At 71.8% G+C, this 22,504-nt stretch carries 19 protein-coding genes; 12 read left to right on the top strand and 7 right to left on the bottom strand.

Going from position 1 to position 22,504, the window contains the following annotated elements:
- Positions 1 to 8: 8 nt before the first annotated feature.
- Positions 9 to 1,475 carry a sensor histidine kinase gene (locus STRVI_RS26785; RefSeq protein WP_014058764.1) on the bottom strand — a complete coding sequence of 489 codons (1,467 nt, stop codon included), beginning with the start codon at positions 1,473 to 1,475 and terminating at the stop codon, positions 9 to 11.
- Positions 1,472 to 2,206 carry a response regulator transcription factor gene (locus tag STRVI_RS26790; protein WP_014058765.1) on the bottom strand — a complete coding sequence of 245 codons (735 nt, stop codon included), beginning with the start codon at positions 2,204 to 2,206 and terminating at the stop codon, positions 1,472 to 1,474. Before STRVI_RS26790 ends, STRVI_RS26785 begins: the two co-directional genes overlap by 4 nt.
- A 148-nt stretch (positions 2,207 to 2,354) precedes the next feature.
- Here STRVI_RS26790 and STRVI_RS26795 point away from each other — a divergent pair, with 148 nt between their 5' ends.
- The 3 genes from STRVI_RS26795 to STRVI_RS26805 are packed head-to-tail and all read left to right on the top strand — an operon-like array spanning position 2,355 to position 5,009.
- The gene (locus STRVI_RS26795; RefSeq protein WP_014058766.1) at positions 2,355 to 3,719 is read left to right on the top strand and encodes a ferredoxin reductase family protein; all 1,365 of its coding nucleotides are present in this window, start codon (positions 2,355 to 2,357) and stop codon (positions 3,717 to 3,719) included.
- A gap of 35 nt (positions 3,720 to 3,754) precedes the next feature.
- Positions 3,755 to 4,234 carry an FMN-binding protein gene (locus STRVI_RS26800; RefSeq protein ID WP_014058767.1) on the top strand — a complete coding sequence of 160 codons (480 nt, stop codon included), beginning with the start codon at positions 3,755 to 3,757 and terminating at the stop codon, positions 4,232 to 4,234.
- A 43-nt stretch (positions 4,235 to 4,277) separates the two neighbouring features.
- A complete protein-coding gene (locus STRVI_RS26805; protein WP_014058768.1) occupies positions 4,278 to 5,009 on the top strand; it encodes an FAD:protein FMN transferase in 732 nt (243 codons plus the stop codon).
- A 178-nt stretch (positions 5,010 to 5,187) separates the two neighbouring features.
- Here the strand turns inward: STRVI_RS26805 and STRVI_RS26810 are convergent, their stop codons facing one another.
- Together STRVI_RS26810 and STRVI_RS26815 are read right to left on the bottom strand one after the other, a co-directional pair.
- Complete coding sequence (locus STRVI_RS26810; RefSeq protein ID WP_014058769.1) at positions 5,188 to 6,366, bottom strand: acyl-CoA dehydrogenase family protein; 1,179 nt, start codon at positions 6,364 to 6,366, stop codon at positions 5,188 to 5,190.
- Between the two features lie 136 nt (positions 6,367 to 6,502).
- On the bottom strand, positions 6,503 to 8,611 hold the full coding sequence (locus STRVI_RS26815; RefSeq protein WP_014058770.1) for a pyridoxamine 5'-phosphate oxidase family protein: 2,109 nt from the start codon (positions 8,609 to 8,611) through the stop codon (positions 6,503 to 6,505).
- Between the two features lie 141 nt (positions 8,612 to 8,752).
- Between STRVI_RS26815 and dhaK the strand changes: the two genes are divergently transcribed.
- The 9 genes from dhaK (at position 8,753) to STRVI_RS26860 (ending at position 18,824) form a co-directional block, all read left to right on the top strand.
- Positions 8,753 to 9,745 carry a dihydroxyacetone kinase subunit DhaK gene (gene dhaK / locus STRVI_RS26820; RefSeq protein WP_014058771.1) on the top strand — a complete coding sequence of 331 codons (993 nt, stop codon included), beginning with the start codon at positions 8,753 to 8,755 and terminating at the stop codon, positions 9,743 to 9,745.
- A 58-nt stretch (positions 9,746 to 9,803) separates the two neighbouring features.
- Positions 9,804 to 10,439 carry a dihydroxyacetone kinase subunit DhaL gene (gene dhaL / locus STRVI_RS26825; protein WP_014058772.1) on the top strand — a complete coding sequence of 212 codons (636 nt, stop codon included), beginning with the start codon at positions 9,804 to 9,806 and terminating at the stop codon, positions 10,437 to 10,439.
- A complete protein-coding gene (locus STRVI_RS26830; protein WP_014058773.1) occupies positions 10,436 to 10,852 on the top strand; it encodes a PTS-dependent dihydroxyacetone kinase phosphotransferase subunit DhaM in 417 nt (138 codons plus the stop codon). The genes dhaL and STRVI_RS26830 overlap by 4 nt, the downstream gene beginning before the upstream one ends.
- A gap of 697 nt (positions 10,853 to 11,549) precedes the next feature.
- Complete coding sequence (locus STRVI_RS26835) at positions 11,550 to 12,629, top strand: polyprenyl synthetase family protein (RefSeq protein WP_014058774.1); 1,080 nt, start codon at positions 11,550 to 11,552, stop codon at positions 12,627 to 12,629.
- A complete protein-coding gene (locus STRVI_RS26840; protein ID WP_014058775.1) occupies positions 12,626 to 13,549 on the top strand; it encodes a terpene synthase family protein in 924 nt (307 codons plus the stop codon). The genes STRVI_RS26835 and STRVI_RS26840 overlap by 4 nt, the downstream gene beginning before the upstream one ends.
- Positions 13,550 to 13,563: 14 nt before the next feature.
- The gene (locus STRVI_RS26845; protein ID WP_014058776.1) at positions 13,564 to 14,925 is read left to right on the top strand and encodes a cytochrome P450; all 1,362 of its coding nucleotides are present in this window, start codon (positions 13,564 to 13,566) and stop codon (positions 14,923 to 14,925) included.
- Between the two features lie 81 nt (positions 14,926 to 15,006).
- The gene (locus tag STRVI_RS26850) at positions 15,007 to 16,368 is read left to right on the top strand and encodes a cytochrome P450 (protein WP_014058777.1); all 1,362 of its coding nucleotides are present in this window, start codon (positions 15,007 to 15,009) and stop codon (positions 16,366 to 16,368) included.
- A gap of 156 nt (positions 16,369 to 16,524) precedes the next feature.
- Positions 16,525 to 17,205 (top strand): TetR/AcrR family transcriptional regulator, encoded by a 681-nt coding sequence (locus tag STRVI_RS26855; RefSeq protein ID WP_014058778.1) that lies wholly within the window; start codon positions 16,525 to 16,527, stop codon positions 17,203 to 17,205.
- Positions 17,206 to 17,402: 197 nt separating this feature from the next.
- Positions 17,403 to 18,824, top strand: coding sequence for an MFS transporter (locus STRVI_RS26860; RefSeq protein ID WP_014058779.1), 1,422 nt, complete (start codon positions 17,403 to 17,405; stop codon positions 18,822 to 18,824).
- On the opposite strand, the gene STRVI_RS26865 is transcribed toward STRVI_RS26860, so the two are convergent.
- The 3 genes from STRVI_RS26865 to STRVI_RS26875 form a co-directional block, all read right to left on the bottom strand.
- A complete protein-coding gene (locus STRVI_RS26865) occupies positions 18,818 to 20,875 on the bottom strand; it encodes a GAF domain-containing protein (RefSeq protein WP_014058780.1) in 2,058 nt (685 codons plus the stop codon). The two genes, STRVI_RS26860 and STRVI_RS26865, sit on opposite strands and share 7 nt — an antisense overlap.
- Before the next feature lie 221 nt (positions 20,876 to 21,096).
- Entirely contained in the window at positions 21,097 to 21,903 is an 807-nt protein-coding gene (locus STRVI_RS26870; protein ID WP_014058781.1) for a 3-hydroxybutyrate dehydrogenase, read from the bottom strand.
- Positions 21,904 to 21,958: 55 nt separating this feature from the next.
- Positions 21,959 to 22,438: an NUDIX hydrolase gene (locus tag STRVI_RS26875; RefSeq protein ID WP_014058782.1), complete on the bottom strand. Its 480-nt coding sequence runs from the start codon at positions 22,436 to 22,438 to the stop codon at positions 21,959 to 21,961.
- Between the last annotated feature and the right edge of the window lie 66 nt (positions 22,439 to 22,504).

Raw genomic sequence — 22,504 nt, forward strand, 5'->3', positions numbered from 1 at the left:
GCGTCGGGTCAGCCTGGATCGGGCGCCGCGGTACGGAGGGGAAGCCGGGTGTGGAACGCGGTGTCACCCGGCACGCTGGCCAGCGTGACCGTGCCGCCGTGCGCCGCGATGACGGCCCGGACGATCGCCAGCCCCAGCCCGGAGCCGCCGGCGGTCCGGGCCCGCCCCGGGTCGGCGCGGGCGAACCGCTCGAACACCTCGTCCTGGAGCGCCTCGGGAACCCCCGGCCCGTCGTCCGCCACGCTGAACTCCACCCAGTCCCCGCCGACCGATGCCAGCCTGACCGTGACCCGGGTGCCGGGCGGGGTGTGGGTACGGGCGTTGGCCAGCAGGTTGCCCACAACCTGTTGGAGACGGTGCTCGTCGCCGAGCACCGTCACCGGCTCCTCGGCCAGCTCCAGCGTCCAGCGGTGGCCCGGCCCCGCGGCGCGTGCGTCGCCCGTCGCGTCCAGCACCAGCCGGGTCAGATCGACTGGTCGGCGGGCCAGCGGCCGGCCCGCGTCGAGTCGGGCGAGCAGCAGCAGATCGTCCACGAGCGTGGACATCCGCTCCGACTCGGCCTGGATACGCCCCAGCGCGTGCCGCACCTCATCCGGCACCGGGCCCGGATGGCGCAGCGCCAGCTCGGCGTGGCCGCGGACGGAAGCCACCGGGGTGCGCAGTTCATGGCTGGCGTCGGCGGCGAAGTGCCGCAGCCGCTCCTCGCTCGCCTGCCGGCGGGCCAGCGCGTCCCCGACGTGGCCGAGCATCCGGTTGAGGGCGATGCCCACCTGGCCCACCTCGGTGCGCGGATCGGTGTCCGGCACCGGCGGCGGCATGGCCACCTCACCGCTGGCCAGCGGCAGCTCGGCCACCCCGGCGGCGGTCGTGGTCACCCGCCGGAGCGGCCGCAGCGACAGACGTACCCACAGTGCCCCGGCCACCCCAGTGACCAGCAGTGCGCTGCCGAAGACCACGCTCTCCACGATCTCCAGCCGGTGCACGGTCTCCCCCACCGGACGCAGCGGCAGCCCGGTGACCAGGACATCGCCGTCGTCCCCGTGGACGGCGACCACGCGGTAGTCGCCGAGCGCGGACAGACGCATGCTGTGGCCGTCGCCGTCCACCGGCAGCCCCGCCAGGACCCGCCGGTCGGCGCCGGTCAGCGGTACGGCGGCGTCCGTCTGGTCGCGCACCACCGCCGCGTCGGTTGTCGTATCCCGCAGCAGCCGGGCGCCGAACGTGCGGTCCGACTGGCCGCGGGTGTCGGGCCGGTTGTCGGCGTCCGGGCGCCGTTCGCCGTGTTCCAGGCTGGCCGGGAACCGGCCTCCGGCCGCCGTCAGCTGCTGGTCCAGTCGGCGCACCAGGAACCCCTCCAGCGCGAACACCGTGGTCAGCCCCACCGCCAGACTCGCCACCGCCAGCAGCACCACCAGCCCGGCGGTCAGCCGGGCACGCAGCGTGCGGGGCAGCCCCCCGGGCAGCCGGCGCCTCATGAAGCCTCCGCCTTCAGCACGTAGCCGACCCCGCGCACCGTGTGGATCAGTGGCGCCCTCCCCGCATCGATCTTCTTGCGCAGATAGCTGATGTACAGCTCGACCACATGGGCCTGGCCGCCGAAGTCGTAGCTCCACACCCGGTCCAGGATCTGCGCCTTGGACAGCACCCGTCGGGGGTTGCGCATCAGGAACCGCAGCAGTTCGAACTCGGTGCGGGACAGCTCCACGGCCACACCCCCGCGGGTCACCTCCCGCGCCTGCTCGTCCATCACCAGATCCGCGACCACCAGCCGGTCATCGCCCGGCTCCCGCGCCATCCCGGCCCGGCGCAGCAGCCCGCGCAGCCGGGCCAGCACCTCCTCCAGGCTGAACGGCTTGGTCACGTAGTCGTCGCCGCCCGCGGTTAGCCCTGCGATCCGGTCCTCCACCGCGTCGCGCGCGGTGAGAAAGAGCACGCACACATCCGGCAGCTCGGCCCGCACTGCGCGCAGCACCGCGAGCCCGTCGGTGTCCGGCAGCATCCAGTCGAGCACCACCGCGTCCGGACGGAACGCCCGCGCGACGTCCAGCGCGGACGCACCGTCGGCGGCGGTGCGGACCTCCCAGCCCTCGTAACGCAGCGCCCCCGACAGCACCTCGGTCAGATCGGGCTCGTCGTCGACGACGAGGACGCGGACCCGGGCACCGTCGGGCCTCTGCAGAAAACGGCTGGTGGTGTGCGTATCCATGATGCGTCCAGCATCCCTCGCGGTGTGCCGTGCCGAGGCCCGCCCTTTCTCTGAGTTTCCTCTGAGTCCGAACGTTTCCGCCCGGGTTCAGAGGGTCCTCAGAGCTTCACCGGTGACGCTGACCGGGCACATCACCGAGAGGACCCCCATGCCCAGCACGATGCCACCGGCCCCGGCCATGACCCGCCGGTCCCGGTCCGCACCGCGCCGGCTCAGCCCCGTCCCGGTGCTCGCGCACCTGACGATCTGGGGCGGGGCCGCCGCCGTCCTGGCGCTGTGGTGGAGCGACACCCCCTCGGTCGTCGGCCCCGTCGGCTGGCTGACCGGCGCGGGGCGGATCACCGGGCTGCTCGCCGGTTACGCATGCGCGAGCCTCCTGCTGCTGATGGCGCGCGTACCGCTGCTGGACCGTGCCGTCGGCACCGACCGACTGGCCCGCTGGCACGCCATGGGCGGCCGTTACACGATCTCGCTGGCCTGTGCTCATGTCCTGCTGATCATCTGGGGATACTCGCTGGAGTCGCACACCGGCGTGGTGGGCCAGACCGCCACCCTGGTCCTCCACTACCCGGACCTGCTCAAGGGCACGATCGGCTTCCTGCTGTTCCTCCTCACCGCAATCGTGTCCGCGCGCGCCGTGCGCCGCCGCATGCCGTACGAGACCTGGCACTTTCTGCACTTCGCGACCTATCTCGCGGTCTTCCTGGCCTTCGGGCACCAGCTCTCCGACGGGGCCGACTTCGTCGGCGACCGCCCCGCCCGGCTGGCCTGGTACACCCTCTACATCGGAGCGGCGGCCCTGCTGGCCTGGTACCGGTTCGCCGTCCCGGTACTCCGGGTGCTGCGCCACCGGCTGTACGTCGCGGAGGTCCGGCCCGAGGCTCCGGGCGTCGTATCGGTGTACCTGTCGGGCAGCAGGCTGGAGGAGCTGCGCGCCGAGCCGGGCCAGTTCTTCCGGTGGCGGTTCCTGACCCGTGGCCTGTGGTGGGCCGCCAACCCCTACTCCCTGTCAGCCGCTCCGCACCCCGCGTACCTGCGGATCACCGTCAAGGCGTCCGGCGGCCACAGCGCGGCCCTCGCCCATCTCCAACCCGGCACCCGGGTGCTCGCCGAAGGCCCGTACGGCGCCCTCACCGCGCGCCGCCGCCGCAGCCGTAAGACCCTCCTTCTGGGCGGCGGCGTCGGGATCACCCCGCTGCGGACCCTCTTCGAGACGCTGCCCGGCGAGGTGATCCTCATCTACCGGGCCCGACGCCCCGAGGACCTGGCACTCCGCACCGAGCTGGACGGTGTGGCCGCCGCGCGCGGGGCGATCGTCCACTACGTCGTCGGCGAGCCGGCCGCCTACTCCTCTCCTCTGACCGCCCGGGCACTGCGCGGCCTGGTGCCCGACCTCGCCGAACGCGACGTCTACCTGTGCGGCCCGCCGGGCATGACGGAGGCCGCGCTGCGTGCCCTGCACGACGCGGGGGTGCCGCGCCGCCGCGTCCACCACGAGTCGTTCACGTTCTGAGTCCGATCCTCGCCGCACCCGAAGGAGACCCACCCGTGCGCAAGGCCGCCGTCACCGCCGTCTCGACCGTGGCGGGCATCGTCCTGCTGCTCTCGCTCAAACCGCACCGGGACGCCGCCACGGCCATGGAGACGCCGCCGCCCTCCGGGGCATCCGAAGCGTCGTCTCCGTCGCCCGGCACCGGCCCGTCGGGAGCCTCGTCCCCCGCACCGACCGGGCACACGTCCTCAGGCGGCGCCACCGGCTCGTACACCGGCGACGTGAGCGACACCGCGTATGGACCGGTCCAGGTGGCCGTCACGCTCTCGCACGGCAGGATCACCGCCGTCAAGGCGCTCCGGACACCGTCCGACCGCCCCCGCTCCCAGCAGATCGCCTCCTACGCCGTACCGCGACTGACCCAGGAGGCGCTGAACGCCCAGAGCGCCCACATCGACGCGGTCTCCGGCGCCACCTATACCAGCGAGGGGTACACGCGGTCCCTGCAGAGCGCACTGGACAAAGCCGGTGTCTGATGTGTCCACCCCCGCGCGCGGGCTGCGTCGCGTCGAGCATGCCATGGGCACGGTGTTCTCCTTTGACCTCCGTGACCCGGTCACCCGGCCCGTCCACCGGGCGCTGGAGGAGGCCGTGGCCTGGTTGCACCATGTGGACGAGGTCTTCTCGACCTACCGCCCCGGCAGCGTGATCAGCCGCCTGGGCCGAGGCGAGCCGGTCCCGGAGCGGTACGGGCCAGAGGTGGCCGAGGTGTTCGCGCTGTGCGAGGAAGCGGCGCACACCACCGGCGGCTGGTTCAGCCACACCCCCGGCGGCCGACTCGACCCCTCCGGGATGGTCAAGGGCTGGGCGGTTGAACGGGTCTCGCAGATGCTGTACGCGGTGGGCGGGCACAATACCTGCGTCAATGGCGGCGGCGACATCCAGTTGCGTGGCGAAGCCGCCCCCGGCACGCCCTGGCGCATCGGCATCGCCCACCCCGCCCGCCCCGGGGAGCTGGCCGCCGTGGTCACCGGACGTGATCTGGCCATCGCCACCTCGGGGACGGCCGAGCGCGGCGCGCATGTACTGGACCCGCACACCGGCCGGCCCGCGATCGCCCTGCTCTCGCTCACCCTGACCGGTCGTCACCTCACCAGGACCGACGCCTACGCCACGGCCGCGCTCGCCATGGGCGCCGGGGCCCGTGACTGGGTCGAGGCGCTCGACGGCCACGAGGCTCTGGGGATCACCGCGACGGGTGAGGTCTGGCGCACCCCGGGTCTTCCCGGGGCCACCGGGGCGGGGCCGTGACGGACGGCGTCCGGTCAGGCCCCCTTGGCCGTCTCCTCGGGCGCGGTGTCCAGACGTCCATGCGCACGCCCAGGCATCCCGTACTCAGCCAGGGGCTGGGACGGGCGCTGAGCGGGCGCGGGGTGGGTGCGGTGTGTCTGCGACACGAGGTCCCACCAGGGAAGTTAAGGACAGCGGCTCAGCGGCGCACCCGTGGCATCCCCAGGCCGATCCAGGAGATGATCTCCCGCTGGATCTCGTTGTTGCCGCCGCCGAAGGTGAAGACGACGCTGCTGCGGTAGCCGCGCTCCAGCTCTCCGTGGAGGACCTCGCCCGCCGAGCCCTCCTTGAGTGGACCGGCGGCGCCGACGATCTCCATCAGCCAGGCGTAGGCGTCGCGGCGCGCCTCGGAGCCGTACACCTTGACGGCGGAGGCGTCCTGCGGGGTGAGGGTGTCGCGCCGGAGGGCGTCCACCATCTGCCAGTTGAGCAGCTTCATGGCGTCCAGCCGGGCGTGCGTACGGGCCAGCCGGCCGCGCACCCAGGCGAGGTCGATCACCCGGCGGCCGTCGGGGAGCTTGGTGTCGGCGGCCCACTGGCGGACGCCGCGCAGGGCGCGGATGGCCATGGTGCCGTGGGCGGCGAGGGTGACCCGTTCGTAGTTGAGCTGCGTGGTGATCATGCGCCAGCCCTCGTTCTCGGGGCCGACGCGGCGGGTGGCCGGGACGCGGATGTTCTCGTAGTAGCTGGCGGTGGTGTCGTGGGAGGCGAGGGTCTTGATGAGGGTGGCGGAGTAGCCGGGGTCGTCGGTCGGGACCAGCAGGATGCTGATGCCCTTGTGGGGTTTGGCGTCGGGGTCGGTGCGGACCGCGAGCCAGACCCAGTCGGCGGTGTCGCCGTTGGTCGTCCAGGTCTTCTGGCCGTTCACGATGTACTCGTCGCCGTCGCGCACCGCGCGGGTCTTGAGGGAGGCGAGGTCGGTACCGGCGTCGGGCTCGCTGTAGCCGATCGCGAAGTCGATCTCGCCGGAGAGGACCTTGGGCAGGAAGTACGCCTTCTGCTCCTCGGTGCCGAACCGCATGATCGTGGGCCCGACCGTGTTGAGCGCCATCAGCGGCAGCGGCACGCCGGCCTGGGCCGCCTCGTCGAAGAAGATGAACTGCTCGGCCGGGCCGAGCCCGCGCCCGCCGTACTCGTGGGGCCAGCCGACCCCCAGCCAGCCGTCGGTGCCGAGCCGGCGGATGGTCTCGCGGTAGAACCGCTTCTGCCCGGTGGAGTCGGCGTAGCGGGCGTAGGCGTCGTCGGGGACCAGTTGGGCGAAGTACGCGCGCAGCTCATCGCGCAACCGCCGCTGATCAGGGGTGTATTCGAGGTCCACGGCCCCTCCTGGAGTCTCGCGTGCGCCGTGACGGCGGTCTGGGAGCGTCCTGGGATCGAGGGGCACGGTAGAACGTGTTCCAACAATACGGAAGGGCCGTGGACCGGGCCCGTCGACCCGGTCCACGGCCCGGGCCTCAGCCCTCCACCCGGGGCGGGCTGTCGTCGCCGCCGCGCCGTACGACCTGAACCGGCTGGCCAGGGCGCCAGGTGCGCAGCACCATCTGCCCGTTCTCCAGGGCGGTGTGCACCACCTCGGTCAGCTCGGCGCGGTAGAGGTGGAAGGGCTCGGGCGGCCTGGCCTCCTGGGCGAAACGGGCGACGGTTTCGGGGTCGGTCACCTCGACCGCCCGGCCGCTCACCCGGACATCGCCCTCGGTCAGCCCCTCGCCGGGGCCCGGGTTGGCCTGTACCGAGAACCGCGGATCGCGGCGCAGGTCCAGCGCCTTGCGCGAGTCGGGCATCATGCCCAGCCACAACTCGCCGGAGAGGAAGTTGACTTCGAGCGGGGTCACCCGCGGGGAGCCGTCCTGGCGCAGGGTGGCCAGCACATGGTGGCGGTAGCGGTCGAAGCGGTCCTGGGCGTAGTCGGCGAAGGCGGGTTCGGCCGCCGCGAATCCGGCCCAGCTGGTGGTCGGGTAGGTCATCGTCATGGCGCCCATGCTCGGGCCGTTTCCGGACGTCTCCTGTCGGGATTTCCCGGCTTCCGACTCCCGCGCCTGGTCCGGTGGCAGATACGCGTTCCACTCGGTGCCCGGCAGCGGATAGCCGACCCAGGTCCGGGCGTAGGACGGCGGCCGGGTCCGGCCGCGCCGCAGCAGCAGCGCGGTGGGTTCACGGGCGGCGCGGCGCAGCAGCGTGGGCAGGGTGGTGGACCGGTTGTTGCCGCTGGTCTGCGCGGAGGAGCAGCCCGCGTGGTAGGCGACGGGCAGGGCCCGGTCGCCGGTCACCAGACAGGGCGGCCGCAGCCCCAGCCGCTGCAGCCCCTGCGCGGCGGTGCGATAGCGCCCCGTGGTGTGGTCGGACTGCTCGGCGGCATGGTTGAGGATGACGAACTGGCTGGCCAGATGGAGGGTGATGACCACCCCAAGGGCGACCGCCAGGTGCTGCGGTGAGCGCGCGGCCCGTACGGCACGGAACACCAGCCCGGCGATCGGCAGCGCCAGCAGCGCGTAGGAGGGCATCAGGAAGCGCGGTGCGGAGTAGCCGATGAGCAGCAGATAGGGCAGGGCGAGGGTGGCCGCGCAGGCGATGGGCAGCACGGTCAGCGGTACGGCGGGGAGCCGGGCGGCCGGTCTGCCCAGCCCCACCCGCACCCGGCGCAGCTCTTGGCGGTCGCGCAGCGCGGCGTGTACGCACAGGAGGGTCAGCACGGGCAGCGCCAGCCACCATACGGTCAGCTCCGGGTGGCGCAGCGGCACCTCACAGGGGCGGCATAGCTGAGGTCCGTTGAGGCTGCGCAGCGCGGCCCCCACGCTGAAGTGGAGGCCCATGCCGCCCTCGACGTCGCTGGAGACGTTCAGCCGCTCGCCGATGCCGCCGAAGCGGTCGTACGCCTCGCCGATCCACTGGGCGGCGCCGAGCAGCGGTCCGCCGATCAGCGCGGGCAGGGCGGGCCGCCAGGTGCGCACGCCGATCGCGCCGATCAGCAGCGGCAGGGCGAGCCATCCCCCGTCGGGGGTGCGCACCAGGGTGACGCCCGCGAGGACGGCGGCCAGCCACCAGCGGGCGTTGGTCTCGTGCGGCGCGCGGAGGAACCAGCCGACGGCGGCGACGGCGCCGATCGCCACCCAGAGGTTGGGCATCACCGCGGGTCCGCTGATCTGGGTGATCCACAGTCCGGAGAAGAGCAGCGCGGCCAGGGCGACCTGGGCCGGGGGCAGCAGCCGGGTCCAGACCCGGAAGGCGCCGTAGAGCGCGCCCGCGGAGACCAGCATGAGCAGGATCCGCAGCGCCGGAATCGAGTCGGTCGCGGCGACGAGGGGCGCGACCAGGAGACTGACGCCGCGCGAGCGGGGTGCGCTGAAGTACGCGGGCGGGGTGCGCGGATCGACCTGGGAGACGTACACGGACTCGTCCCAGCCCAGCGCGTGGCCGGTGTGCGGGATCACCATGGCGAGCTGGACAACGGCGTATCCGATGGCCACCAGCCCGAGCCAGGGGGCCGGGCGACGGTACCGCCGCGGCTGGCGTGGCTGGGGGCGCGGGGGCAGGACGGCGGCCGCCGGTGCGGCAGTATTCTCCATGCGCGCACCATATGATGTCTATGTACCTTTTTCGTCCTATTAGGCCATCCGGCTCAGTGTCCAAGGGGTGCCATGGACGCGACGGATCCGTAGGCTGTTGCAGCGGTGCACAGCCCCCATCCGGCGGAGGACGGACACACCATGAAGATGCTCATCAACGTCCCCGAGACGGTGGTCGCCGACGCGCTGCGCGGAATGGCCGCCTGCCACCCCGAACTGATCGTCGACGTCGAGAACCGGGTGATCGTCCGGCGGGACGCGCCGGTCGAGGGCAAGGTGGGGCTGGTCTCCGGCGGCGGATCCGGACACGAGCCGCTGCACGGCGGTTTCGTGGGGAGCGGCATGCTCGACGCCGCCTGCCCCGGCGAGGTGTTCACCTCCCCCGTGCCCGATCAGATGGTGCGCGCCGCGGCGGCGGTGGACAGCGGCCAGGGCGTGCTGTTCATCATCAAGAACTACACGGGCGATGTGCTCAACTTCGACATGGCCGCCGAGCTCGCCGAGGACGAGGGCATCCAGGTCGCGAAGGTCCTGGTCAACGACGATGTGGCGGTGACCGACAGCCTCTACACGGCGGGCCGTCGCGGCACCGGGGCCACTCTGTTCGTGGAGAAGATCGCGGGTGCGGCGGCCGCCGAGGGCGCGCCACTGGAGCGGGTGGAGTCGATCGCCCGGCGGGTGAACGAGCTCTCGCGGAGCTTCGGCGTCGCGCTCAGCCCCTGTTCCACCCCGTCCAAGGGCGGCCCCACCTTCGAACTGCCCGCCGGGGAGCTGGAGTTGGGCGTGGGCATCCACGGCGAGCCGGGGCGTGAGCGGCGGGCGATGATGACCTCCCGCGAGATCGCCGACTACGCCGTGCAGGTGGTGGTCGAGGACCTGCGCCCGGAGAGCCCGGTGCTGCTCCTGGTCAACGGCATGGGGGCGACCCCGCAGCTCGAGCTGTACGGCTTCGCCGCCGAGGTGCACCGGGCGCTCGGCGAGCGGCAGGTGGCGGTGGCGCGTACGCTCGTCGGCAACTACGTCACGTCACTCGACATGGCGGGCGCTTCGATCACGCTGTGCCAGGTCGACGAGGACCTCCTGCGGCTGTGGGACGCGCCCGTGCGGACCGCCGGGCTGCGCTGGGGTGCCTGAGGCCGGCCGGCCCCCGATACGTACGCTGTCGCCGTTGGCTACGACCGAGGAGGCACCTGTGTCCAGCAGTGAACCCGCCGTCGATAACACGCTCGACACCCCTTTCTTCCTCCGATGGCTCACCGCCGCGGCCACATCCGTGAGCCATGAGGCGGCCCGTCTCACCGACCTGGACTCCGCGATCGGCGACGCCGACCACGGCACCAATATGCAGCGCGGCTTCGCCGCCGTGGCCGAGGCGCTGGAGAAGGAGCCGCCGGGCTCGCCCGGGGCCACGCTCATCCTGGCCGGGCGCCAGCTGATCTCCAAGGTGGGCGGCGCCTCCGGACCGCTGTACGGAACGCTGCTGCGGCGGGCCGGCAAGGCGCTCGGCGACGCCGAGCAGATCACCCCGCAGCAACTTGCGGACGCGCTGCGGGCCGGGGTGGACGCGGTGGCGCAGCTCGGCGGCGCCGCGCCCGGCGACAAGACGATGCTGGACGCGCTGCTCCCGGCGGTCGAGGCGCTGGGCGGGGCCACCGGGTCGTTCGCGGCCGCGGGCGAGGCCGCCGAGAAGGGCGCGCTGGCCACCGTGCCCATGCTGGCCCGCAAGGGCAGGGCCAGCTATCTGGGTGAGCGCAGCATCGGCCACCAGGACCCGGGCGCCACCTCGTCGGCGCTGCTCATCGCGGCACTGGCGGAGGCGGCCCGATGACCGACGAGGGCGAGAAGAAGCTGGTCGGCATAGTGCTGGTGTCGCACAGTGCGGCGGTGGCGGACTCGGTGGCCGAGATGGCGAAGGGGCTGTCCGGCGGTGGCGCGGCACCGGTCCGCGCGGCGGGCGGCACCGCGGACGGCGGGTTCGGCACCAGTCCGGAGCTCATAGCGGAGGCGGCCCACGAGGTCGACCGGGGCGCCGGAGTGGCGGTCCTGGTGGACCTGGGCAGCGCGGTCCTGGCCGTCAAGGCGCTGCTGGCCGAGGGCGATGAGCTGCCGGAGGGCACCCGATTGGTGGACGCGCCGCTCGTGGAGGGGGCGGTCGCCGCGCTCGTCACCGCCTCCACCGGGGCGGATGTGGACGGGGTGCTCCAGGCGGCCTCGGAGGCGTACGACTACCGCAAGGTCTGACACCGCGAGGTCCGGCACCACAAGATCGGACACCGCAAGATCGGACACCGCAAGGCTATTGAACGGGGCTCCGCCCGGGGAGGCGGGGCCCCGTTCAATCTTCAACGAGCCCGCCGTCGCAATATTGCGCGCCACCTATTCCCCTGATACTCGCCGCGTACGGGGCGAGTTGCCCGTTTCGGACGGCACCCGGCGCGACGAGACCTCCCCGACCCCCGGCCGTCAAGTGATAGGCGCGATACCAGAACGGGCTTCCGAATCCGTCGATCTTGCGTCTAGACTGCTGATGTCCGAGTGGGGGGACCGGCGGCACTCAGGGGGAATAAATGGGCGTGATTGAGTGTGCCCGCGCACACCTGGCATCCATCGAACCGATGATGCCGACGCGGGTGTCGCACCGGCCGGGGCCCCATTGCGGGCTGGCTTGGATTCCACGCGCGGAAATGACCCGACCGCGCCGATCTCATAGTCCCCTGAGCGTCTGATCTTCGCGCCCGTCGCGGCGCGTTCGACCCATGGACCGGCGCGTTCGACCTATCGACCATGGGGCAGCGGTCACATCCCGCTTCTGCCTTCATGGTGCCGTACACAGCGCACACGGCAATCCATATTCCCAGAGAAGCAAGGGTTTCCGCGTGCCTGTTTTCTTCTCCTTAATCAACGGATTTCGACATTTCGACGTGGAGGAGTCAGTCGCATGACCACACCCACGCTCAGCCCCGGCCGCTTGGATGCGGATACCGTCCGCGAGTCGGTGGACGTCGTACTCGAAGACTTTCTGACGGCCAAGGCCCGCACCACTCCGCAACACCATCTGCCGTATCTCTCCGGACTGCTCAAGGATTTCCTGTCCGGCGGAAAGCGCATACGGCCCCTGTTGTGTGTCACCGGCTGGCAGGCCGTCGGCGGCGGTGAGGACACCGACGCGGTGTTCCGGGTGGCCGCCTGCCTGGAGATGTTCCACGCCTTCGCGCTGATCCACGACGACGTCATGGACGACAGCGACACCCGCCGGGGCCGGCCGACCATCCACCGCACCCTGGCCGCGCTGTGCGCCGCCGACCGCAGGCCGGATCAGATCGAGCGGTTCGGGGTCAGCGGGGCGGTGCTGCTCGGCGACCTCGCGCTCACCTGGTCGGACGAGCTGCTGCACTCGGCCGGCCTCACCCCCGCCCAGTTCGACGCCGTGCTGCCGCTGCTGTCGGAGATGCGCACCGAGGTGATGCTGGGCCAGTACCTCGATCTGCAGGCCACCGGGGAGCTGACGGACGACGTCGAGGCCACCCTCACCGTCAACCGGTACAAGACCGCCAAGTACACCATCGAACGTCCGCTGCACGTCGGAGCCGCCATCGCGGGCGCCGCCCCGGAGGCCATGGAGGCGTTCACCGCCTACGCCCTGCCGCTCGGCGAGGCGTTCCAGCTCCGCGACGATCTGCTGGGCGTGTACGGCGATCCGGAGTCCACCGGCAAGTCCCAGTTGGACGATCTGCGGGCCGGGAAGAACACCACCCTGATCGCGCTCGCCCTGCGCGGCTCCGACAGCGCCCAGGCCGCGCGGTTGCGCAGCCTCATCGGCAATCCGCTGCTCGACGAGTCGGACGCCGTGACCATCCAGGAGATCTTCGCCGCGACCACCGCCCGGGAGGCCGTCGAGCGGATGATCGACGACCGCCGGACACAGGCCCTGCGGGCCCTCGACGACGCCCCATTCACCGCGGACGCGGTCAACGCGCTGAAGCTGATCGCCCGCATGGCCACTGTGAGGAACTCATGACGACAGGACTTTCCACGGCCGGGGCCCAGGACATCAGCCGGAGCAGCGTCCGTCCGTACCTGGAGGAGTGCACCGGCCGCTTCCAGGAGATGTTCGACCGCTATGTCGTCACCCGGCCCACCAAGGTCGAATTGACCGACGCCGAACTGCGCGAGGTCATAGACGACTGCAACGCCGCGGTGTCCCCCCTCGGAAAATCGGTTTCCGATGAGCGCTGGATCTCCTATATGGGGGTGGTGCTCTGGTCCCAGAGCCCCCGCCATATCAAGGACATGGAGGCGTTCAAGGCCGTCTGCGTCCTGAACTGCGTGACGTTCGTGTGGGACGACATGGATCCCGCACTGCACGACTTCGATCTCTTCCTGCCGCGGCTGCGCGCGATCTGCGAGAAGTACTACAGTCCCGAGGACGCGGAGGTCGCGTACGAGGCCGCGCGCGCCTTCGTCACCAGCGATCACATGTTCCGCAACTCTCCCATCAAGGCGGCGCTGTGCACCACGTCCCCGGAGCAGTATTTCCGTTTCCGGGTCACGGACATCGGCGTCGACTTCTGGATGAAGATGTCGTACCCGATCTACCGGCATCCGGAGTTCACCGAACACGCCAGGACAAGCCTGGCCGCACGGATGACCACCCGCGGACTCACCATCGTCAACGACTTCTACTCCTATGACCGCGAGGTCTCGCTGGGCCAGATCACCAACTGTTTCCGGCTCTGCGATGTGAGTGATGAGACAACGTTCAAGGAGTTCTTCCAGGCCCGGCTCGATGACATGATCGAGGACATCGAGTGCATCAAGGTGTTCGACCGGCTGACGCAGGACGTCTTCCTCGATCTGATCTACGGCAACTTCGTCTGGACCATCAGCAACAAGCGCTACAAGACGGCCGTCAACGACGTCAACTCTCGCATTCAGTAAGGGAACGGGGAACCGTGACTTCCACGAAGAGCTCCGCACAGCCGGAGCGCTCCTGGACCACCGGCACGGCGCCCGGCTCGGTGCCGCTGCTGGGGCACACGCTGGCGCTCTGGCGCCGTCCGCTGCAGTTCCTGGCCTCCCTGCCCGCCCACGGCGATCTGGTGGAGGTCAGGCTGGGGCCCAGCCGCGCCTATCTGGCCTGCCATCCCGAACTGGTCCGCCAGGTGCTGCTCAATCCCCGTGTGTTCGACAAGGGCGGGGTCTTCGACAAGGCGCGGCAGCTACTCGGGAACAGCCTCTCGGTCTCCCGGGGCGAGGATCACCGCACTCAGCGGCGGATGATCCAGCCCGCGTTCCACACCCCGAAGATCGCCGACTACACCGCCGCGGTCGCCGACGACACCCGCGCCGCGATCGGCTCCTGGGAGCCGGGGCGGACCCTGGACCTCAGCGACACCATGCACGCCCTGCTGATGCGGGTCGCCGCGCGGACGCTGTTCTCCACCGGGATCGACGAGGCGACGATCGACGAGGCGCGCCACTGTCTGCGCATCGTCTCGCACGGCATCTACAAACGCACCATGGCGCCTTTGGGGATCATGGAGAAGCTCCCCACCCCGGGCAACCGCCGCTATGACCGGGCCAACGCCCGGCTGCGGCAGATCGTGGACGAGATGATCCGCGACCGCCGGCGCTCCGGCGCCGACCACGGCGATCTGCTCTCCACGCTGCTGCGCGCAGAACACCCCGAGACCGGCGAGGGGCTGGACGACGGCGAGGTCCTCGACCAGGTGGTCACCTTCCTGGTCGCCGGGAGCGAGACCACCGCCTCGACGCTCGCCTTCGTCTTCCATCTCCTGGGCGCGCACCCGGAGGTGGAGAAGCGGGTGCACGCCGAGATCGACGAGGCCCTGAAGGGCCGTTCGCCCACCTTCGAGGACCTGCCGTCCCTGGAGTACACCCGGGGGGTCATCACCGAGTCGCTGCGGCTGTATCCGCCGTCCTGGATGGCGATGCGGGTCACGGCGGCCGAGACGGACCTCGGTGGCCGCACCATCCCGGCGGGCACGATGATCCTGTACAGCGCCCAGGCACTGCACCACAACCCCGGACTGTTCCCCGACCCCGAGCGGTTCGACCCGGAGCGCTGGTTCCCCGACCGTGCCAAGGACGTGCCGCGCGGGGCGCTGCTCCCGTTCGGCGCGGGCAGCCACAAGTGCATCGGGGACGTCCTGGCGCTGACCGAGACCGCCCTCATCGTGGCGACGATCGCGAGCCGGTGGCGTCTTCGCCCGGTGCCCGGGACGACGTTGCGCCCCGAGCCGAAGGCGACGCTCGAACCCGGCCCGCTGCCGATGGTGTGCGAGCCGCGCTGACGACGTCCGGTCCGGGGTCCGCCCGGACCGGACGCCCCGTACCTTCCATACCCCACCTCGCGAGCGAAGGACATCTTCCGCATGAGGACCGCGCAGCAACCGGCGACGCGCCACTGGCGGCACGCCCTCGCCCCCGGCGGGCTTCCGCTGGCCGGCCATGCCCTGCTGATGGGCCGCAAGCCGCTTCAGTTCCTGGCCTCCCTGCCCGCCTACGGCGATCTGGTCGAGCTCCGGCTGGGGCCTCGGCCCGTCTTTCTGCCCTGTCATCCGGAGCTGGTCCAGCAGGTGCTGGTGAACGCGCGGATCTACGACACCGGCGGACCGGTCAAGGAGAAGGCGAAGCCCATCCTGGGCAACGGCCTGATCACCTCCGACTGGGCGGACCACAGACGGCAGCGCCGGCTGGTGCAGCCCGCCTTCCAGGCCGCCCGGATCGCCACGTACGCCGAGGTGATGGAGCGGGAGTGCGAGGCCGAGTCGACGGCGTGGACGGCCCGCAGACCCATCGACGTCAGCCATGAGATGCTCGCGCTCACCGCGCGGGTGACGGCCCGTGCGCTCTTCTCGACCGATATGGCGCCGCATGCCGTGGCCGAGATCCAGCACTGTCTGCCCATCGTCGTGGAGGGCGCCTACCGGCAGGCGATCGACCCCACCGGGCTGCTGGCCAAGCTCCCGCTCGCGGCGAACCGGCGCTTCGACGACGCGCTCACCCGGCTCAACCAGCTCATCGACCGCATGATCGACGACTACAAGGCGGCGGACGACGGCGACCGCGGCGATGTGCTGTCCGCCCTCTTCGCCGCGCAGGACGACGAGACCGGCGGCACGATGTCGGACCAGGAGATCCACGACCAGGTCATGACCCTGCTGCTGGCCGGGATCGAGACCACCGCCTCCGCGCTGACCTGGGCCTGGTTCCTGCTCGGCCGCAATCCCCGGGCCGAGGCCGCGCTGCACGCCGAGGTCGACGAGGTGCTGGGCGGACGGGCCCCGCGCTACGCCGATGTCCCCCGGCTCGCCTACACCCAGCGGGTGTTCAGCGAGGCGCTGCGGCTCTTCCCGCCCGCGTGGCTGTTCACCCGGACCACCACCGAGGCCACCGAGCTCGGCGGGCGGCGGCTGCCCCCGGCGTCGGACGTGCTGATCAGCCCGTATGTGCTGCACCGCGATCCGGCCCTCTTCCCCGACCCGGAGTCCTTCGACCCCGACCGCTGGCTCCCCGAGCGGGCCAAGGACGTGGCGCGCGGCGCTTATCTGCCGTTCGGCGGTGGCAGCCGGAAGTGCATCGGCGATGTCTTCGGCATGACGGAGGCGACGCTGGCCCTGGCCGCGATCGCGGGCCGCTGGCGGATGCGCCCGATTCCGGGGACGAAGATCCGGCCGAGGCCGCAGATGAGCCTCACCGCCGGTCCGCTGCGCATGATTCCGGAACCGCGCTGAACGTCCTGGCTCTCGGGCCCCGTGATTCAGGTGTCAGGAGTGGGGTGAATCGTACCGGCGGCCGGCGCAGTCGAATAGGGGACAGTTCCCCGTTTCTTCGATGATCTGAACACCTAACCGGAGAGATTCCCCCGGTTAGTGTTAGGGTTGCGGGCCATGGGCAGCCGTGTGGAGAAAGAGACACCGTTGCGCCGAGACGCACGGCGCAACCGCGAGATGCTGATAACTGCCGCCCGGGAGATCTACACGGATCAGGGTGTGGACGCCCCGCTCGACGACATCGCCCGTCGGGCCGGAGTCGGCAGCGCCACTCTCTACCGGCGGTTCGCCGGCCGGGCGGAACTCATCGAGGCGGTATTCGGCGATTCCCTGCGGGAAATCCTGCGGGCCGCCGAAGAAGCCCGCTCGGCGCCGGACGCCTGGGTCGGCCTGACAGCCTATCTGGAGCGCATATTCGGACTGCTCGCCGCCGACCGGGGCACCAACGACCTGATGACCACCGGCATCCAGGGCGTCCCCTCGCTCGACGCGCTCCGTAAGGAAAACCACAAGACGCTCCACGTCCTTCTGAGCCGCGCCCAGGAACAGGGCGCGGCCCGGAAGGACACCACGGCGGAGGACCTGCTGTTCCTGCTGGCCGCGCTCGGCCGCGCGGTCCCGGGCTCGACCGTCGCCGCACCGATGGCCTGGCGCCGCTATCTGGCCCTGCTGCTCGACGGACTGCGCCCCGAGGGGTCCCACCCGCTCCCGGCCCCCTCACTCACCGGCGACCAGCTCGGCGCCGCCATGCTCCAGCTCGGCAAGGTGCGACGGCCGCGTACGGGGCGGGCCGACTAGGGGGCATTCGGGGCGGGAGGCGCCGACCCGGGGCATGTTGGACGGGGCCGCGCCGGCTCGGGGCGTCCTGGGCGGGGCGCGTCACCACAGTGGCCGGGCGAAGTGTGTCGCCCGCCTACATATCCGAGCCGAACTGCGCATTTCTACGGTGTGGCAACACAAAATCGTCCCCGCACCCCGCTCGGAAGTGGTGACCCATGACCACCCCGGATTCTCCGGCCTCCGCTCCCCCGGCCCCACCCGGCTCGCTGCGCCGCATCGTCGCCGCGAGCCTTATCGGCACCACCATCGAGTGGTACGACTTCTTCCTCTACGGCTCGGCCGCCGCGCTCGTCTTCAACAAGCTCTTCTTCCCGGACTCCGATCCGCTCGTCGGCACGCTGCTGTCGTTCCTGACCTACGCGGTCGGCTTCGCCGCCCGGCCGGTCGGCGCCCTGGTCTTCGGCCACTACGGCGACCGGCTCGGCCGTAAGAAGCTGCTGATCCTGAGTCTGCTGCTGATGGGCGGCGCGACCTGCGCGATCGGGCTGCTGCCCACCCACGCCACGGTCGGTTCGGCGGCCCCCGTACTGCTCACCGCGCTGCGTCTGATCCAGGGGTTCGCCCTCGGCGGCGAATGGGGCGGAGCGGTGCTGCTGGTGTCGGAGCACGGGGACCCGCGGCGGCGCGGGTTCTGGGCGTCCTGGCCGCAGACCGGCGCCCCCGCCGGGCAGTTGCTGGCCACGGGCGTGCTCTCCGCGCTCACCGCCCTGCTCTCCGACAACGCCTTCGAGGCGTGGGGGTGGCGGGTGCCGTTCCTGCTCTCGGGGGTGCTGGTACTGGTGGGCTTGTGGATTCGTCTCTCTGTCGATGAATCGCCGGTGTTCAAGGCGGCGCAGGCCCGGGCCGAGGCCCGTAAGGCGGCCGCGGGCGAGGCAACCACCGAGAAGATGCCTCTGGTGGCGGTCCTGCGCCACCACTGGCGGGATGTGCTGATCGCCATGGGCGCGCGGATGGCCGAGAACATCAGCTACTACGTCATCACCGCCTTCGTCCTGGTCTACGCGACCTCCGACCATGTGGACCTCGGCAAGCAGACCGCGCTCAACGCCGTACTGATCGCCTCGGCCGTGCACTTCGCGGTCATCCCGGCATGGGGCGCGCTGTCGGACCGGATCGGCCGCCGCCCGGTGTATCTCCTGGGCGCGGTCGGCGTGGGCGCGTGGGCCTTCCCCTTCTTCCTCCTCATCGACACCAAGGGCTTCCCGGCGCTGCTGCTCGCCGTGACGGTCGGGCTGATCTTCCACGGGGCGATGTACGCGCCCCAGGCGGCCTTCTTCTCCGAGATGTTCGCGACCCGGATGCGGTATTCGGGGGCGTCGATCGGCGCGCAGTTCTCATCCGTCGCGGCCGGTGCGCCCGCCCCGCTGATCGCCACCGCGCTCCTGGCCGACTACGACAGCGCCACCCCGATCGCGCTCTATGTGATCGCGGCGGCCCTGCTCACCCTGGTGGCCGTGGGCGTCGCCAAGGAGACCCGGGACCGCGATCTGGCCGCCATCGAACCGACCTCGGCCCCGTCCCCGCGGCCGGCATCGGACGCGGCGGAGCGCACGGCCCGTTCGGCCTCGGCTCAGTAGCCCACGGCCGAGGCCAGGCGGTGCAGCCGCAGGGCGAGCTGGATCTCCAGGGAGCGGGCGGGCGACTGCCAGTCGGGGCCGAGCAGCCGCCCGACCCGCTCCAGCCGCTGCGCCACCGTGTTGACGTGCACGTGGAGGGCGTCCTTCGTACGGGCCGGGCTCATCCCGCCCGCGAAGTACGCGTCGAGGGTGCGGATCAGTTCGGTGCCGCGCCGCTCGTCGTAGTCGACGACCGCGCCCACGGTGCGCGTCACGAAGTCCTGCACGCCGGTGCCGTCCGGGGCGCCCTCGCGGGTGCCGGCCAGCAGCAGACCGAGAAAGCCGAAGTCCTCGGCGGCCGCGCCCTGTCCGGCCCGGCCCAGCACCCGCAGGGCGGCCAGACAGCGCCGCGCCTCGGCATAGCCCGCGGCGACCTCCCCGGGCCGTGCTGCGGGCGCGGGGACGGGTGCGGAGGCGCCCACGGTGACCGCGGCGTGTACGGCGGTGCCCAGCTGCCGGGCGGTGCGACGGGCCAGGGCGTCGGCGGTGTCGCCGTCGGCCAGCGGCAGCAGCAGAACCGTGCCGCCGTCGCGGGCGGCGGCCAGACCGTGCCGGGTGACCGCCAGATGGGACGCGGCGGACCATAGCCGCCGACGGCCCTCGGCGTCCTCGGCGGGCGCGCCACCGGGACCGCCGCCGGGTGCGCCGCCGTGTGTGCTGCCGTGTGTGCTGCCTGATCTGCTTCCGGGTGTGCCGCCGGGGCCGCTTCCGGGTACGCCTCCGGGACCGGCGGCGGGGGTGCCGGTGTGCGGGGCCTCGATGCCCGCGGCGAGCACCACATGGGGCGTGTCCAGGTCCGCCGCCCGCAGCCGCGCGGCGCGCTCGCGCAGCAGCCGGGGCTCGCGGTCGGGGGCGTCGAGGAGGTCGTCCAGGAGCTCACCGCGCACCCGCTGTTCGGCCTCACCCGCCGAGCGGCGGGCGAGCTGCAGCAGGGAGGTGACCATCGCGGCACGCTCCAGGGTGCGCTGGTCCATGGGGTCGAGCCGGGGGTGGCCGCGCAGCACGAGCGCGCCGAGCAGCTCGCCACCCGCCGAGACGGCGGCGACCCAGTCCTCCTCGCCGTCGCGCACCGCGTGGCCGTCCGCCCGGGACCGGTCGACGGCCGCCGCGGGCGCCTCGTCGACCTCGAGGAACTCCACGGAACCACTGAGCACCTCGGCCACGGCGTCGGCCACATCGTGCACCCCGCCACCGCGCAGCACCAGCTCGGTGAGCCGGTCGTGGACCTCGGAGGCGCGCTCGATGACCCGGCTGCGGTCCCGGATGATCTCGTTGGCGGCCTCCAGCTCGGCGAGCGCCGTACGGGTCTCGGCGAGCAGATGGGCGGTGTCGATGGCCACGGCCGCGTGGGCGGCGAACGAACCGAGCAGGGCTGTCTGCTCGCGTTCGAACACCCGGGCCCGGCGGTCGGCCGCGAACAGCACGCCGATGACACCGCTGCCGAGCAGCAGCGGCACTCCGAGGATGGCGACCAGTCCCTCGTCCCTGACGCCCGCGTCGATGGTGTGGGTGTGCTGGAACCGCGGATCGTGGAAGTAGTCCTCGGTCACATAGGGGCGGGCGGTCTGGGCCACCAGACCGCCGAGCCCCTCTCCCATGCCGAGCCGAAGCTGCTGGAAACGGGCCGAGACCGAACCGTCGGTGACCCTCATATAGGTGTCACCGGCCGTCGGATCGTTCAGCGTCAGATAGGCGACCTCGGTGCCCAGCAGGGAGCGGGCGCGCTGCACGATGGCCTGGAGCACCGCGTCCAGATCGCGCAGCCCCGCCAGGTCGTGGGCGGTCTCGTAGAGGGCGGACAGCTCGGCCTCGCGCCGCCGTCGCCCCTCCAGTTCGCCGCGCACCCGCAGGGCGAGCAGCTTGGCGCGCTCCAGGGCCGCCAGCCGGTCGGCCGGGGCCTTGTCGGCGCGGGCGCGCAGCACCGGGCGCTCGTACGCCTCGGTGGGCGCGCCGCGTACGAGCAGTTCCAGGTAGGGGGCCTCCGGCCGGTCGTCGGACATGGGCACAGGCATACTCCCGCCGGGCCCGGCGGCGCCAGCCGTAAGGCGGCCCGGTACCCCTTCGACGGGGCGGCCGGGCAATACGCGGTCCAGTGGCTGAGCCAATGGGCCACCGTCCGCCGATGGCTGAGCCAATGGGCCACCGTCCGCCAGTGGCTGAGCCAATCCGTTTTCGTGGCCCGGTGGCTGAGCCAATCGGCCTTCGTCGCCCGGTGACCGATCCGATGAGCCGCTCAGTGCGCGGTCCATCCGCCGTCCATGCTGAGCGAGGCACCGGTGACGAAGGACGTGTGCGGACCGCAGAGATAGGCGACGGCCTCGGCGACCTCTTCGGGTTCGACCAGTCGCTTGACCGCGGTATCGGCCAGCATCACCTCGGCGACGACCCGCTCCGGCGAGATCCCGTGGGCCTCGGCCTGGTCGGCGATCTGCCGTTCGACGAGCGGGGTGCGCACATATCCGGGGTTGACGCAGTTGGAGGTCACCCCGTGCGCCGCGCCCTCCAGGGCGGCGACCTTGGAGAGCCCCTCCAGACCGTGTTTGGCGGCCACATAGGCCGACTTGTACGGGGAGGCGCGCAGCCCGTGCACCGAGGAGATGTTGACGATCCGGCCCCAGCCCTGCGCATACATATGCGGCAGCGCGCCGCGCACCAGCCGGAACGGGGCCTCGAGCATCACGGTGAGCACCCGGGAGAAGACCTCGGGCGGAAAGTCCTCGATGGGCCGGACAAGTTGGAGCCCGGCGTTGTTGACCAGGATGTCGATGCCGGCGGCGGCCCGTTCCGCGGCGTCCAGGTCGGTGAGGTCGAGGGGGTGGGCCTCGACCGGGCCGGGCAGTCCGCAGGCCGCCGCGACCAGGTCGGTGAGGCCCTCGGCGTCCAGATCGACGGCCCGCACCCGCGCCCCGGCGGCGGCCAGCCGCAGCGTACAGGCCCGGCCGATGCCCCCGGCGGCGCCCGTGACGAGTGCGGTACGGCGGGACAGATCGAGGCCGTCGGACAGCCGGGGGCCCGGGCCTGGTGTGGTGGACGCGCTCATGAGGGGCACATTAGGCAGCCGCCGCGCCCGGTCCGATGTGGGGGCGGCACATACTTCACTCCGCGACGGTGGGCTCGAACCATGTCGGGCCGTCCTCGAGCGCCTGCTTGATCCGGGACAGGGAGAAGTCCTCCATCTCGGGCAGCGCGTCGAGCGGGAACCAGGCGACGTCCAGCGACTCGTCGTCGTTCACCCGCGCCTCGCCGCCCACCGCGCGGCACCGGAAGCAGACGTCCACGAACTGGCACCGGTCGTCGTTGGGGTAGGTCACCGGCGCCAGGGTCCGTACAAGCACGATGCGTTCGGGGACACAGCGCACCGCGGTCTCCTCCTCCACCTCGCGGACCACGGCCGTGGCCGGCTGCTCACCGGGTTCGGGGATGCCGCAGATGATCGTCCAGCGGCCGTTGTCGGCCCGGCGGCCCAGCAGCACCCGCCCCTGGTCGTCGAAGACCACGGCGCTCACGCCCGGCAGATAGAGCAGTTGGTGGCCGATGGAGGCCCTGAGGTCACGGATGAAGTCGGGGGTCGGCATGGGCCGAGGGTATCGGGCGGAAAAGGGGGCGCGCACGGCGGCCGAACGGCGCCCTCCGCGGCGGAC

Origin of the sequence: Streptomyces violaceusniger Tu 4113, assembly GCF_000147815.2 — a bacterium.
In the GTDB taxonomy this organism is placed as follows: Bacteria; Actinomycetota; Actinomycetes; order Streptomycetales; family Streptomycetaceae; genus Streptomyces; species Streptomyces violaceusniger_A.

Coding starts and splice junctions, on each gene's coding strand:
- STRVI_RS26785 (WP_014058764.1), bottom strand. CDS start 1,475: ATGAGGCGCCGGCTGCCCGGGGGGCTGCCCCGCACGCTGCGTGCCCGG.
- STRVI_RS26790 (WP_014058765.1), bottom strand. CDS start 2,206: ATGGATACGCACACCACCAGCCGTTTTCTGCAGAGGCCCGACGGTGCC.
- STRVI_RS26795 (WP_014058766.1), top strand. CDS start 2,355: ATGCCCAGCACGATGCCACCGGCCCCGGCCATGACCCGCCGGTCCCGG.
- STRVI_RS26805 (WP_014058768.1), top strand. CDS start 4,278: ATGGGCACGGTGTTCTCCTTTGACCTCCGTGACCCGGTCACCCGGCCC.
- STRVI_RS26815 (WP_014058770.1), bottom strand. CDS start 8,611: ATGGAGAATACTGCCGCACCGGCGGCCGCCGTCCTGCCCCCGCGCCCC.
- dhaK (WP_014058771.1), top strand. CDS start 8,753: ATGAAGATGCTCATCAACGTCCCCGAGACGGTGGTCGCCGACGCGCTG.
- STRVI_RS26830 (WP_014058773.1), top strand. CDS start 10,436: ATGACCGACGAGGGCGAGAAGAAGCTGGTCGGCATAGTGCTGGTGTCG.
- STRVI_RS26835 (WP_014058774.1), top strand. CDS start 11,550: ATGACCACACCCACGCTCAGCCCCGGCCGCTTGGATGCGGATACCGTC.
- STRVI_RS26840 (WP_014058775.1), top strand. CDS start 12,626: ATGACGACAGGACTTTCCACGGCCGGGGCCCAGGACATCAGCCGGAGC.
- STRVI_RS26850 (WP_014058777.1), top strand. CDS start 15,007: ATGAGGACCGCGCAGCAACCGGCGACGCGCCACTGGCGGCACGCCCTC.
- STRVI_RS26855 (WP_014058778.1), top strand. CDS start 16,525: ATGGGCAGCCGTGTGGAGAAAGAGACACCGTTGCGCCGAGACGCACGG.
- STRVI_RS26860 (WP_014058779.1), top strand. CDS start 17,403: ATGACCACCCCGGATTCTCCGGCCTCCGCTCCCCCGGCCCCACCCGGC.
- STRVI_RS26865 (WP_014058780.1), bottom strand. CDS start 20,875: ATGCCTGTGCCCATGTCCGACGACCGGCCGGAGGCCCCCTACCTGGAA.
- STRVI_RS26870 (WP_014058781.1), bottom strand. CDS start 21,903: ATGAGCGCGTCCACCACACCAGGCCCGGGCCCCCGGCTGTCCGACGGC.
- STRVI_RS26875 (WP_014058782.1), bottom strand. CDS start 22,438: ATGCCGACCCCCGACTTCATCCGTGACCTCAGGGCCTCCATCGGCCAC.